General features: G+C 27.7%; 11 protein-coding genes. 10 read left to right on the plus strand and 1 reads right to left on the minus strand.

The features are described 5' to 3' along the window. Window positions 1-4 precede the first annotated feature (4 nt). The 8 genes from ACFIJ5_RS07730 (at window position 5) to ACFIJ5_RS07765 (ending at window position 8,763) form a co-directional block, all read left to right on the plus strand. Window positions 5-790 carry a hypothetical protein gene (locus ACFIJ5_RS07730; RefSeq protein WP_379805726.1) on the plus strand — a complete coding sequence of 262 codons (786 nt, stop codon included), beginning with the start codon at window positions 5-7 and terminating at the stop codon, window positions 788-790. A 425-nt stretch (window positions 791-1,215) separates the two neighbouring features. Next, window positions 1,216-1,833: a GGDEF domain-containing protein gene (locus ACFIJ5_RS07735; RefSeq protein ID WP_379805728.1), complete on the plus strand. Its 618-nt coding sequence runs from the start codon at window positions 1,216-1,218 to the stop codon at window positions 1,831-1,833. A gap of 29 nt (window positions 1,834-1,862) precedes the next feature. After that, window positions 1,863-2,867, plus strand: coding sequence for a helix-turn-helix transcriptional regulator (locus ACFIJ5_RS07740; protein WP_379805730.1), 1,005 nt, complete (start codon window positions 1,863-1,865; stop codon window positions 2,865-2,867). Window positions 2,868-3,075: 208 nt separating this feature from the next. Further along, window positions 3,076-4,542, plus strand: coding sequence for a hypothetical protein (locus ACFIJ5_RS07745; RefSeq protein WP_379805732.1), 1,467 nt, complete (start codon window positions 3,076-3,078; stop codon window positions 4,540-4,542). Beyond that, window positions 4,529-5,353, plus strand: a complete 825-nt coding sequence (locus ACFIJ5_RS07750) for a hypothetical protein (RefSeq protein ID WP_379805734.1) — start codon at window positions 4,529-4,531, stop codon at window positions 5,351-5,353. Before ACFIJ5_RS07745 ends, ACFIJ5_RS07750 begins: the two co-directional genes overlap by 14 nt. Window positions 5,354-5,375: 22 nt before the next feature. Then, window positions 5,376-6,404, plus strand: a complete 1,029-nt coding sequence (locus ACFIJ5_RS07755) for a ferredoxin (RefSeq protein ID WP_379805736.1) — start codon at window positions 5,376-5,378, stop codon at window positions 6,402-6,404. Window positions 6,405-6,685: 281 nt separating this feature from the next. Next, the gene (locus ACFIJ5_RS07760; protein ID WP_379805738.1) at window positions 6,686-6,823 is read left to right on the plus strand and encodes a hypothetical protein; all 138 of its coding nucleotides are present in this window, start codon (window positions 6,686-6,688) and stop codon (window positions 6,821-6,823) included. 197 nt (window positions 6,824-7,020) lie between these two features. Further along, entirely contained in the window at window positions 7,021-8,763 is a 1,743-nt protein-coding gene (locus ACFIJ5_RS07765) for a DEAD/DEAH box helicase (protein ID WP_379805740.1), read from the plus strand. Between the two features lie 119 nt (window positions 8,764-8,882). Here ACFIJ5_RS07765 and ACFIJ5_RS07770 read toward each other — a convergent pair whose 3' ends face one another. Further along, window positions 8,883-9,347, minus strand: a complete 465-nt coding sequence (locus tag ACFIJ5_RS07770) for a DUF3990 domain-containing protein (RefSeq protein ID WP_379805742.1) — start codon at window positions 9,345-9,347, stop codon at window positions 8,883-8,885. A 714-nt stretch (window positions 9,348-10,061) separates the two neighbouring features. Between ACFIJ5_RS07770 and ACFIJ5_RS07775 the strand changes: the two genes are divergently transcribed. Continuing rightward, window positions 10,062-14,000 (plus strand): DEAD/DEAH box helicase, encoded by a 3,939-nt coding sequence (locus ACFIJ5_RS07775; RefSeq protein WP_379805744.1) that lies wholly within the window; start codon window positions 10,062-10,064, stop codon window positions 13,998-14,000. An 83-nt stretch (window positions 14,001-14,083) separates the two neighbouring features. Beyond that, complete coding sequence (locus tag ACFIJ5_RS07780; RefSeq protein ID WP_379805746.1) at window positions 14,084-14,572, plus strand: DUF559 domain-containing protein; 489 nt, start codon at window positions 14,084-14,086, stop codon at window positions 14,570-14,572. Window positions 14,573-14,649: the final 77 nt, after the last annotated feature.

A 14,649-nucleotide genomic window follows, 5' to 3' on the forward strand; every position in this document is an offset into this window, starting at 1 on the left:
TTATATGTTAATTTTATCTGATACTAATAAAGTAAATAAGCCTTCTTTAAAATTATTAAAAGATAAAAGATGTGCTCAACTTTATAAGATTTATAAGGATTTAATAGATATAAAAAAGGAAGATAATAAAAATAAAGATAAATTTAGAACAAGTTTTCCCAATAAGCAAACTTCTAAATTGTTTGAATATTATACTTTTGTATTAATTATAAAAATATTAAATAGTAATGGCTATGATTGGACTAGAGGTTGGTTAGCTGATGAAGATGATTGTAAATTGAAAGATGGAGATCTTCCTTCAGAAACTGTATTAAAATTTGAAAAAGAAGATTGCTATTGTGAATTGGTATATGATATGGAGATAGCTAGAGATTTTAAAAATAAAAGTCAATTTATCAGTATGAGTTTGAGACATAATAGACCTGATATAAGATTGGCTTTATTTTCAAAAGAAGATAATAAACTTAAAGGTTCTGTTATTATAGAAGTTAAATGTCGTAAGAAACCATATATAACCAATAAAAAGGGAGAAGTAATGGAACAATTAAGTGATTATTATAACTTATGTTATAGTTATTATGATGGTGAAAAAAATCTTGCACCTGAAAGAGGTGTTATCAAGAATATTATTGTTACTTGTCCTAAGCAAGATGACAGTTATGTAAAGAAAACTTTTGGATATAATAATTTTACATTAATTCAATTAGAAGCTAAAGATAATGGTGTTATTTATGGATATAATGAGTTGGAAGAAGAAATAGTAGAATTTTTGAATAAGACTCATATATAAACATGAGTTTGAGATTGCAGAATTACCCCAAAAGGATTAGATGTTATGGGAGAAAAACATTATGAGGATAGATTATAACTTAAAACTTTATATAAAAAAAGGTTAGTTTTGTAGGTGATATTAGAGAGGGTGAAATTGCTTTACCAGTAAAAGAGATAAGAGATAAATATTCTTATCAATATAAGTGCAAAGTAAAAAAGTCAATGAAAATAAGGATGTGAGTTGAGTTCAGGATGTAATTGAGTGGATAAAATAATATAGATTATACAAAAAGGCTGCTGACTAGGAAGATATTTCTTAGTTAGTGGTTTTTTATGTTTTAAAAGTAATTATTTTCTGTTTTGTACTGACAGTCAATGTCAGTGCAAGAGCATATAATTAAAGTAAAGTTTATGAAATATAAATATTGAGGGTAGGGGTATTAAGTGAATTATGAAAATATGGAAAAAGAAATACTTATTAAAATTTTAAAGCAGAAAGATAATATGTTAAAAAAACTATATTTAGAAAAAGAAAAATTAAATTATTATGCAAGTACAGATGCTATGACTGGAGTATTAAATAGAAGATCAGGTTTAGAGTTATTAGATAAGAAATTAAAATTGTCAATAACCAATAATAAAAAATTTGTTATTTGTTTTGTTGATGTAGATAGATTGAAGATGATAAATGATATTTTTGGACATGAAGAAGGTGATAATTGTTTAATAAGTGTAGCAAAAATTATAAGAGAAAATATTAGAAAAAAAGATTTTGTAATTAGAATGGGAGGAGATGAATTTTTAGTAGTATTGCCTGAAACAACAATGAGAGAAGCTAATAAAGCATGGTCTAGAATTTGTAGAAGGATAGAAGAAATTAATAAAAATAGTTGTAAGTACAATTTAAGTTTGAGCTATGGATTATATGAGTATGACAAAAGAACTCAAAAGGAAATGTGTGTTAGTGAATTAATACAGAAAGCTGATGCAGAAATGTATAAGAAAAAATTGAAAAAAAAGAAGGAATTTGATGATATATGTATAATTAATATAAATTGGTAAAAATATTTAAGAAAGGAAATATATTATGAATGGAAAGATTTAAATCAGACGTATTGTTATTTATTTACAATGATTTACAAGAAGGAAAAGTAGTTAGAAAGAATGATGTAATAAATAAATTTAGTATTAATGAAAGAACTTTTTATAGATATATAAAAGACATAAAAGATTTTGTGGAAAAACCTGATAGTGTACTAATAGGTGAGAAAATTATAATGGACAGGGAAAAAGGAGGGTATATTCTTAATGGAAAGAATGAAAAAAACTTAAACGAAAAAGAAGTATTATCTATTTCTAAAGTGCTTTTAGAGAGTAGAGGTTTCATAAAGACAGAAATAGAAGATATAATTAATAAGCTTCTTGAAATTTGTATATGTGAAGATAAAGAAAATATTAAATATATTATAGGTAATGAGGTAGTAAATTATGTTTCACCACAACATGGAAAGAAATTATTGGATAAGCTATGGCAAATTAGTACTGCAATAAAAGATCAAAGAATATTAGATATTGAATATTTTAAGATGGGCATAGATGGTAGAGTAGAAGACAAAGTTTCTAGAAGAATTTTATATCCACAAGGACTATTATTTTCAGAATATTATTTTTACCTCATAGCTTTTATTGAAGGGAAAAGTTATGAATATCCTACTATCTATAGAGTAGATAGAATTAAAGAGTTAACTATTACTGATAGAAAATATAGAGTAGATTATAGTAAGAGATTTAAAGATGGTGAGTTTAGAAAGTTAATTCAATTTATGCAAACAGGGGAACTAGAAAGAATAAAGTTTAGATTTACAGGTGGATCAATAGAGGCAGTTTTAGATAGATTACCTAATGCTAAAATAGTAAAAGAAAAACAAGGTGAATACATAGTAGAGGCAAATATGTTTGGAAAAGGTATAAAGATGTGGCTATTGAGCCAAGGAGAGTCTGTAGAAGTTCTAGGTCCTGAAAAATTTAGGGAAGAAATGATGGAAACTATTGAAGAGATGAGAAATTTATATTTGAATTTAATGGAAGTTCGATAGAGACTGTATTAGATAGGCTGTCTATTGTAAAAATAATTGACATATATAATAATAATTATTTAATTGAAGCAGAGGTATTTGGAAAAAGAATAATTATGTGGATATTAAGTCAGGGAAGTAATATAAAAGTTATTTATCTAGATAGTTTGATACAAGAAATTAAAAGTGAAATCAAAAAGCTTAAAAATATCTATAGGGAGGTGGAATAATGAGCGAAGATACTACATCAAAAGTAACAGAAGCTATGGTTAATCTAAATATGATGGAAACACAAGCAAATGCTGATTTGGGAATTACCCAAGAATATAATAAGCAAAATCGTGATAACTTATGGGATTCCAAAGAAAGAAAAGCATCATATAAAGAAAAAGTTTTTGATGGAAAGCAGACATACGAAGATCCTATTAGTGGAAAAACACTACATAAAAGTCAAACAGCAGCCCAGAAGAAATATCACATGAAAAATGAGAAAGGTGAAAATGTTTCGCCTAAATGGGCAAAGCATTCAGCAGAAACTGATCATATAAAGGCATTGAAAGATGTCCACAATGTTGTTAAGTACAATCCTTTTTTGTCGGATGAGGATTTTAGGGAAATAATGAATTCACCTGAAAATTATAGAATATTATCAAAATCTGATAATACAGCAAAAGGCGAGAAGAGTGATTGGGAGATAATAACAAATAGAGATAATGGTATGTCAAAAGAAGCCAGAAAACAAATGGCAAAGGAAAAGATAAATTCCGACATCGCTTTGCAGAAAAAATTTGCAGCAAGAACTGCTAAAAATGTTGGAACAGAGTTTGTCACTGGTGCGAAAGATATAGTTGTGAAATCAGCAATTCCGTTGACTGTTGAAGCAGTTAGAAAATTATGTGAGGTGGCAAAGGGGAAAGAAACTTTAGATGATGCTGCTAAAGATATGGGAAAAATCACAGCCAATGTTGCTATTGCAGGTGGAAGGAATAAAGTTATAGTTGATGGTGTTACAGTATCACTAAGGAATAGCAATAAAGAAGTCTTTATTAAACTTGCCAATAATAATGAAGTTGCTCAAATTATTGCAGTTGCAGCAATAGTAAAAGATTCAACTGTTAAATATATAAATGGAGAAATTAACGGAAGAGAATTTATTGAAGAAGTCGGTGAAAAGGGTACAATAATGGTTAATGGTTTAATAGGTGGGGAAGTCGGGAAGAAAATTGGAGCAATTATTGGTGGTATAGGAGGAACGGGGGTACTTCCTGGGAGCGGGACAACAGGTGGGGTTATTGCAGGAGCGGTAATAGGGGAGGTGTTAGGAACTATTATTACTACAGTTGTTTGTAGCTCAATAGTTTCCGTTATTAGTACAACGAAACATCTTAATGACTATAAGTTGAAGGAGAGTCAGATTAGGAGAATTGAAGCAGATGCATTAAGTGAAATGTCCAACCAAAGAGATAAGTTGAGAAGTATTTTTGAAGAGGAATATAATTACTGGGATACAGAAATTCAAGGCGGTTTTGATATGATTTTAAGTAGTGCTTGTGAAAAAAGTTATAATCTTCAAGGTATTACAGAAGGATTAGACAGAATATTGAATATATTTGGTGAAAATATTGCTTTTAAGAGTTTAGAGGAATATGAATCACAATTAGGAAGTACACTTGTATTGAATTTTGGAAAGAAGTGATAACATGGTTTTAGAATTATTAGGTGCAGGTGCGTTGACTCATGTACTATATAGTACTGATAAATCCATGAAAATGGACGAAAAGGCATTGAAAAAATATGCAAGAGCATTTGAACGAAGTGAAGAAGCCGAGCTAATGGTTAGAAATAAAGCAGAATATACGGATAAAAGATTGGTAAATGTTGCAAAGAAAAAAAGAGCCATCGTGGAAAATACAGTTCCTAAATTTGTTGAGGTGTATAGCCAAATTCAGAAAATTGATTTAGGTGGAGAAAACAATAATGAAATAGCGTTTTGTGATAATATTGAGAAATTAGCAATCTTTGATGCTTTAGTTATATCAAATAAAAAGGAATTTACTGATAAAGAATTGGTGTGTGGACTTTTAACTAAGGGATTAGGTAAGATGATGGTAATGGATTCAGAACGATATTTGTCAGCAGCAAATAATCAAATGCGAGAAGCCAATGTTGTATATTCTCAATCAGAATCTATTTGCACTGCTTATGATGCTGTTATTGCAAGGGCAGATAGGATTGCTAAATTATTAATGGGTATGAATGCTTTATTTATAAGATCAATAAAAGAAACAAAATGTACCATAGATAAAAATGGTTTAGATGTGCATAATTATTCTGAATGTGATAAAGGTGTTTTAATGATTTGTGTAAATATAGCTGTAGCAATGTCCGATATTATTAATGTTCCTGTTCTTACATCTGAAGGTGCGATACCAGAGGAAGCTATTGAAACTATAATGACTGGTGAGAAGTATTTATCAAAAATGAATAATGCTATTAATACATATTAAACGATAAAAGGGAGGAAATAAGATGAAACAGATTAAGGTATCTGAAAAATGCAATGGTTGTGGATTGTGTATAGTTAATTGCAGTTATTTGCAAGAAAACTCGGATGGTAATGCAGTGCCTATTGAAAGTAAAGCAATTAATGACTATGATTTAGAGACAGTCAAGAAAATTATTAATGATTGTCCTGAAAAAGCATTGAGCATAGTTGAAACAAGTAATACAAGCAAAAGAGGAAAAGCAGGATTAAAGGATTTAATAGAAATGCTGAAAAAAAAGACTAATAATTTTACAGTTAAAAAAGTATCAACTAATGATGTTAAGTTAAATTGTAAGGATTATTATATTGCTGTTCCATGCAGTATCAAAGAGTACAGTAGGAATTATAGTTCTGAAAGTCAGGCTAAGTCTGTGGCTAGAGATGAGTTCCGTAGATTATGTTATTCTGAAACAGCATATCGACCAATTATTAAAAAAGTATTCGTGGAATATAAGGTTAATGTTCTTAAACCATATTATACTTGTGAAGATGCTGAAGGTAGTGTGTATTTTTCTTATAACAAAAAAATCAGAAAACTATTAGCAGAGATATATGCAGAAGCTCAGGAAATATGTGGTGGAGAATGTGCGTTACCTATATGTTGGAAAGATTTTAGTATTTATTTAAGCGAACGTGATTTTTCAATATCAGTATTAAAAGAATTTGATGAGCGAAGTACTTCTTCGGGTATTATTTCAGACTTGAAAGATAGAGGGGAATATACAAGCTTGGATTGGTACATTGATAGAATGGATTTTGATTACGATGAAGAATATGCAGGTGAAGGATTATTTGGAAAGACTAAATATAAAAAGAAATGGTATTTCTCTGGATTTAATGAGGAAGCAAAAGAATATATAGATGATTTGAAAAGTTCTATTGATTCGATGTCAAGTGATATATCCGAGGAAGCAGCTAATTCTATAAATTATGTATTAGGAGAATTTGAAAAGAAGGTTAAAGAAAAATTAAATGAGAAGATTTATGAATTAGATCGAGTTACTAATTCATAAAGATTTGGATTTTATGGCTCACAGGTTTTAACTGTGAGCTTTTTACTTATCCAAAAAGCAAGAACTTTAATGTATTTGACCTTATTTATGTAATGAAATAGATGAAATTCCCTATAGTTTCCCATTGTGAATTTATACTTGTTGGAAAACTATTTTTGAACAATCTGACTAGGTAGTTGATTATCGAGTGTTTTATTTGTACTAAATCTAAAGGAAACAATAGAAAAATGTAGAATAAATATACATAATATTAAAATTTGATTACATATGGAGTGATAAAAATGGATGTAGATATGTTTTTTCAAGAATTAAAAGAAAATTTACCTGACAAAGCAATAAATATATCAGAAAGTTTAGAACTTCTTAGAGAAACAATTAATGATACTATGGAAGCGATTCTTGCAAATCAGAAGGTATAAGAAAACCAGAATTGGTAGCAAATAATATTTATATTGAAACAAATATGAGTGGAAATGCTATTAGAAATTTAATTATAAAGATGCTTAAACAATATAGGATTAAAATAAGTGAATATAAAGTTTATTTTAGAGCGGACTATTCCAGTCTAAACAAGTAATAGTAATATATAAAGTTTATAAATATAGGAGGAAATTTAGTGAGAGGGACATTAAGTGATGAAGAAATAAGACTAACTGTTGATTTGTTGATAAACAAATATGAATTATCAACTAAGTTTTTAAATAAGTTGTTTGGAAGAGATTTAAAGGAGGCTTCTAGCAGGATTTTAAATGAAATCGAGTTTATAGAAGTAGATAAGAAAAACTTATGTAGATTACTCGTTGTAAAAGAAGGTATTAATTTATTTTCTGGAAGTTCTGAAAATAAGAGAGAATTAAGAAGAAAAATATTAGAAAAAATGCCTGACAACACAATTATTGAATTATACAATAAATATCCAGATATTAACAAAAATATAAGCACAGTTTCATATATGAGGACTCCACTTGTTAATAGAAAATGGTATTCGGGTAAATTTTGGGCGGTGGATTTTGTTACAGCAGCAGGATTTCCTAAAATTTTTGCAGGTATTGGTTCTAGTAGACAAGAAACTAAATCGTCAGTAGAATTAATTGAACCTAAAAGAAAGGTACCACCATTAGTAGAATATCAAAAGAATATAAAAAATAAACTTTTAAATATTTTAAATCAAGAAGGCGATAAAACTAGATGCATGATTTCATTACCAACAGGTGGTGGAAAAACAAGAGTTGCAGTAGAAGCTTTTTTAGATTGGATGGAAGCTAGTTTTCAAGAAGAGAAATATCTATTATGGATTGCACAAAGCGAAGAACTTTGTGAACAGTGTATTAGTTGCATTGAACAAATGTGGAGAAGTAGAGAGTTTATTTTACCATTAAAAATATATAGATATTTTTCTAAATATGATTTTAAATTAGAGGAATTACAAGGTGGTGTCGTCGTAGGAAGTATTAATAAAATTTATAAGAGAATAGAATCCAAGGATCCGGTAATTTTAAATATATTATCTAATACAGGAGCAATGATAATTGATGAAGCTCATAGAGCATCAACTATGATGTATGATGTTTTATTCAAAGAAGCTAACTATTTAACTAATAATAAATTATTTTCAGTGTGTGGATTATCTGCAACTCCAGGCAGAAATACTATTATTTCAGAAAATGAAGTAGATAAATTAGTTAATAGATTTCAGATGAATTTGATAACGCCAGAATTTAAAGATGATAGTAAATATAAAGAAAATCCTCTAGAATATTTTAAAGAATATAAATATTTGTCAAAAGTTAATCATATAGTTTTTAGGTCTAATATTGAGTATAAATTAACAGAAAAAGAATTAAAGGATTTAGAAGATAAAAAGGAGTATTCGCCATTATTTTTAAAAAAAATTGCAAAGGATACAAAACGAAATACTATGATTGTTAAAAGACTTATAAAAATAAAAAGAGGAAGTCCTACATTGGTATATGCTTGCACAGTTAAGCATGCAAAATTTTTATCTACAATCTTAAATGTATTAGGAAGAAGATCAGCATATATAGATTCTAATACAAATAAAATGGAAAGAAGAATAATTATTAAGCAATTTACAGAGGGGCATATTGAATTTTTGTTTAATTATGGTGTTTTAACTACTGGTTTTGATGCTCCTAAAACAAGGAATATTGTTATTTGTAGACCTATTAATAGTGATATTTTATATGAGCAAATTGTGGGTAGAGGAATACGTGGAACTAGATTTGGTGGAACTGAAGAATGTGATGTTATTGATTTTTCAGATAATATATATCATTTAGGTAGGCAGCAGACATATATGAGATTTAAAAATTATTGGGATAAGGAAAATCATGAGTAAGAAATATTAGAAATTTGGATATACAACTCCACAAAAGTGTAAAGATTTATCTATAAAAACTGCATAAAAAATAACCTAGCATTAACTAGGCTCTTAATCATTATGTAAATTCAGATGCTTTAAATTTGATAGCTTTTAACAAAATTGATATGATCTAAAGCTGTAATTGTATGAAAGCTTATTTGATGTGTAGGATATTTGAATTTCATCAGTTCAAAAAACTTTTGCTTATTCATTTGTCCATGTTGATATGCTTCAATGTAGTCATATATAGTATCATCAGCCATTGATCCAATAACTACATCATAGCTGTGTGTTTTCCCACTACGGCAGTTTACTACAAATTCTAACCACTCATCTGTATAATCTTCAAATCTTTTTATATTTAAAGATTCAAGATCTTTAATTTCGTAAACATTAACTATTGAGGTGTTGAATTTGCTAGCCCATTTTTCTGCTTGTTCTTGAATCTCAGTACAATAGAATCCCCAAGAAAAATCTTTAGTAAATCTATGCTTACGAATTTCAGGGAATTCAATTTCAATGTAACTACTGTGATATATTATTTTATGTTTTAAATCCATCACTTTTCTCCTTTTATTCTTTAAATATATTTTTCAATTTTATTTTTAAATCAGGAAATATTGTACTGATATATTCATCGAGTATGATATAGTGTTCCTTTAATATTTCCATAGTTATCATCTTTTTATTATAATAAAATAAGTATACTATTGTAATCCCCGTACATTCTCAAGGTATTGTTTTCTCATATGTATAAAGTTACAAGAAGAAAAAATATTAGAAAGACAGTATAAAGGCAATATAGAGAAATAAAATTTTATATTTGGATTTTTTAAAATAACAAACATTATAAAAGAAATTTCTAAAAAAATATAATTGGGTAGAGCCCTTGAGTGTTAGTGATGCACTCGAGGGCTTTTTATATTATCAATGCTATATTTGATGAGGCAAAAAAAATAGTACAAGAGACTACTAGAAAAATAAAGAACACAACTAGAAAACATTAAGGAAATATATTCTGTAGCATATGAAGAAGGTACTTTACATAAGAATAAAACTAGAGAATAACTATATAAATTGATGGATTTTTGGGCGTAAAATATTTAAACAATATAAAAATCTATATAAAATCAGATTATATGGGGTGTATATTAAAAAAATTGTAATATTATATAATGTGAGTAAAGTTTAATGTATGGTGTTTATTGCAATATATAGTATAATTATGTATGAAAAAAGAAAATTTTATATAAAAATACTTATGGAGGTTAATTATGCTAGATGAGAAAGAAAAGAATAAGGTTAATAATCTATTTGGATTTTTAAAGCAATATAATAATGTAAAAAATCCTACTATAATAGATATTGATTCACAATATTGGCATAGATGGTTTGATCATATGCCTATACATGAAAAAATAAAAAATAATATACATAAAGAAGGCGATGATTCTGATACAATATTAACTGTAGGAAAACCTGAATTTATTAAATGTCCTGAGCCTCCTGTAGAATTAAAAGAATGGCTTGAAAAGGGATGGAGTAAATTTGATGTAGAAGTAAAAGTAAAAGATTCAATAAATAAAATAGAAAAAGATTCTGAAACGGAAGAAGAAAATTTAGTTCAAATTAATTTTGATGATGATAATGAAAGAATATCAGCATTAGAAAACTGGAAGTCCAAAAGAAATATTTGGTCAAAGAAAGAAAAAATTGCACATGATGTTGATGATATATTTAATATGTTATATACACTATATTCAACATTGAAAAAAGAATCTGAAGCTATGGAATTGATTTTTGGTGATGGAATTTTAGGATGTAAAGATGAAAAGAAAATATATCATCCTATTCTTTTGCAAAAAGTTAATTTAATATTTGATGCTAACATTCCAGAGTTTAGGATTGAAGTATCTGATAGAAATCCTGAATTATATAAAAACATATTTACAGTAGTACCTGATTCTAATACAGAATTATTACTGGAAATTTATAAAGAATTTGAAAAAGAGGAATTTTCACCTTTTGATATTGATAACAGTAATTCATTTCTTAATAGAGTTGCCCATGCTTTATCTCCTAATGGTGAATTTTTAGATGATGATGATGAATTTAAATTTGAAAGATATCCTCAGATATTTAGAAAACCAGTTTTATTTATTAGAAAATTAAATATGGGGTTTGGATCAGCTATTGATGCTATCTTAGAAGATTTAGAGGAAGTGGATTCTATTCCAGAATTTTTGAAAGATATAATTGGTGTAGATGAAGATAACAGTATGCAGCTAGGTAATAGTAATAGTACAAGTATTGAAAATAATAGTACATTATTGGCTTCAAATGGTTTAGATGAAAATATTATTCTTACAAAGCCTGCAAATACTGAACAATTAGCAGTAGCAAAATATTTAGAAACGCATGGAGCTGTTTTGGTTCAGGGGCCTCCGGGAACAGGAAAGACTCATACAATTGCCAATATGATAGGACATTTATTATCTCAAGGAAAAAGTATATTAGTTACAAGTTATAGTGAAAAGGCTCTATCTGTTTTAAAAGAAAAAGTTACTGATAATTTACAGGCATTATGCTTAAGTTTGCTTTCTACAACTAAAAGTAGAATTGAAATGGAGAAGACTTTAGATGTTATTAATGAAAATAGATCCAGATTAGAACCAAATAATTTGAATCAAAAGATAAGTTCATTAGAAAAAGATAGAAAAGATAAAATTAAAAAATTAAGCAAATTGAAACTTGAATTGAAAAATGCAAGATTAAATGAATATAGAACCATAGTAATAGGTGGAGAAGAATTTAAACCTAAAGATTGTGGAAAATTTATTAATGTACATAAAGAGAATGCAAGATGGATTCCATTACCTGTTAAAAAAGGTATGAATTTATCTTTAAATGATCAAGAAGTAGAAGAATTATATTTAAGTAATGAAGCAATTTCTAAGGACGAAGAAAATGAATTTGATAGCAATCTACCAGATGTTTCTGAGTTAATAACGCCTATAGAGTTTAACAATTTAATCAATAAAAAGAATTCTTTTGAAGAAAAAGTATTAGATTATGGAATTGAATTTTGGAAAGATAATCATGAAATAAGTGAGCAAATACTAAAATCAATAATTGATAAAGTTGAAAATGCTGTTAAAAATATTGATTTAAATAAATTGTGGACTTTAGAAATAATAGAGAATTCAAAAGAAGATATGTTAAAGAAAAACTGGATTAATTTAATAAATGAAATTGAGAAGGTATATGCTCTCTCATTAGCTTGTTCTGAAGATATTCTAAATTATAATCCTGAATTTCAAGATCTAGATGATAACATAGATGTTAAAGCACAGATGGATGTAATAATTAGAAAGCTTGAAAGTGGTGGAAAAATAACTAAATTAAATCTTCTTTTAAATAAACAAATGAAATCACTTATAAATTCATGCAGAGTAAATGGGCATGTCCCTGTAAAATCCAATGAATATAAAGCTTTAGATAAATTTTATAATTTAAAATTGGAAAGAGAAAAATTAGAGAACAGATGGAATAGGCAAATGGTTCCATTAGGAGCTGATAATACTAAAGCTATGGGAGAAAATTTTGAAGTTACATGTGTTAAGTATATACCTGTAATTAAAGGGAGTATTAATTGGTACAATGATATTTGGAATCAAATAAAAAATGATATAGAAAGAGCTGGATTAGATTTAGATAAAATTAATACTAGAATTGATTTATCTAATGATAAATATAGCAATTTAAAATATATTAAGACAAATTTAAGTCACAAAATTATAGAAACTGTGCAGTCACAGATAAATAGAATTCAGTATGAAGAGATAAAACAAAATAAAGAAAAAATCGAAAGTATAATTAATAAGTATTCATCTAATAAAAATAGTAAAATAATGAGCCAAATTCAAAATGCAGTGATGAATGAAGATGTAAATTTATATAAAGAATGTTATGAAGCTATAATATCCATAAGGGAGATAAGTAAGGATATTATTAGAAGAAGAGAATTAATAAGCAGATTAGAAAAAATAGCACCAACATGGGCTAATGAGATAAGATTAAGAAATAATGAATTCGGAAAAGAAAATGTTCCTTTAAATATAAATGATGCTTGGAAATATGCTCAATTTAAACAGGAAATAGATGATAGAAATTCTGTTAATATTGAAGAAATTCAAAATGATATATTAGATATGGAGAGTGCATTAAGAGAAAATACAGCAGAACTTGCATTTAATAAAGCATGGTTATATAAATTAAAAGCTTTTGAAAATAATAAATCTCAGGTTAGAGCCATAGAAGGGTGGAGACAGCTTATCAGAAAGATAGGCAAGGGAAAAGGAAAAAAAGCAGAAAAGTTAAAATCTGAGGCTCGTAAATTAATGCCAGAATGTCAAGGAGCAGTTCCTGTTTGGATAATGCCTCTAAATAAAGTAGTAGAGAATTTTAATCCTAAAAAAAATAAATTTGATGTAGTAATTATTGATGAAGCAAGTCAGGCAGATGTTATGGCAATAGTTGCATTATATTTAGGAAAACAAGTAATAATTGTTGGTGATAATGAGCAAGTTAGTCCACTAGCTATAGGTGAGAAATCTGGTGATGTTGAAAACTTAGCAAAAGAGTATTTACTCAATATACCACATCCGTCTTTATATAGTGGTAGATTTTCAATATATGATTTAGCACAAGCATCAGGTTATCAGCCAGTAAGGCTTAAAGAACATTTTAGGTGTGTTCCTGAAATAATTCAGTATTCAAATCTGCTTTCATATAATGGACAGATTAGAGCATTACGTGAAACTAGTCAAATTAAAATAAAACCACCTATAGTAACTTATAGGGTTCAAGATGCAGTAACTGTAAATAAAACAAATGAAAAGGAAATAGATGTAGTAGTATCTTTAATGTTAGCATGTTGTGAACAAGAAGAATATAAGGGCAAGAGTTTTGGAGTAATAACATTAAAAGGAAATAAACAATCTGTATTAATAGATAGAAAATTACAAAGTAAAATGGATGCTAAAGAGTATAATAAGAGAAACATATTATGTGGTAATCCTGCTAATTTTCAAGGTGATGAGAGAGATATTATATTTTTAACTATGGTAGATGCTAATGATGGAGAAGGTCCACTTAGATTACAATCATTTGGAAATGATGATTTATTTAAGAAGAATATAATGTTGCAGTAAGTCGTGCAAAAGATCAGTTATGGCTTGTTCATTCATTAGATTCTGAAAATGACTTAAAAAAAGGTGATATAAGAAAAGGCTTGTTGGATTATTGCAATAATTATAAATCAAGACAAGTAGAGTTTGAAAAGAATGTAGTTAAAGCTGAATCTGAATTTGAAAAGAGAGTAATGAAATATTTGATAGATAGAGGATACCATATAACACCGCAATGGGAAGTAGGTGCATTTAGAATAGATATGGTAGTAAGTTATAAGGATAACAGAGTAGCTCTTGAGTGCGATGGAGAAAGATGGCATGGAGAAGATAAACTGGAAGAAGATATGAATAGACAATCTATTTTAGAACGTTTAGGTTGGAGGTTTATAAGAATTAGAGGAAGTGAATTTTTTAGTGATGAATCGGGTTCTATGGAAAGAATTATTCAAAAATTAAATGAACTTGAAATATATCCAGAAGAAAGTACTGATGATTTAAATGGTGATAATACTTTAAAAAATACTGTTATATCAAGAGCACAAGAAATTAGAGCAAGTTGGTATGTTGAAGATGATGAAGAAACTGATATCTAATTTTAAAGAAATCACAATTAATTTTGTGGTTTCTTTTTATAATGAAGTTATATTTTACTTAGGGGTTTGAGTAAAAA

Source organism: Haloimpatiens myeolchijeotgali (genome assembly GCF_042688525.2).
GTDB lineage: Bacteria > Bacillota > Clostridia > Clostridiales > Clostridiaceae > Haloimpatiens.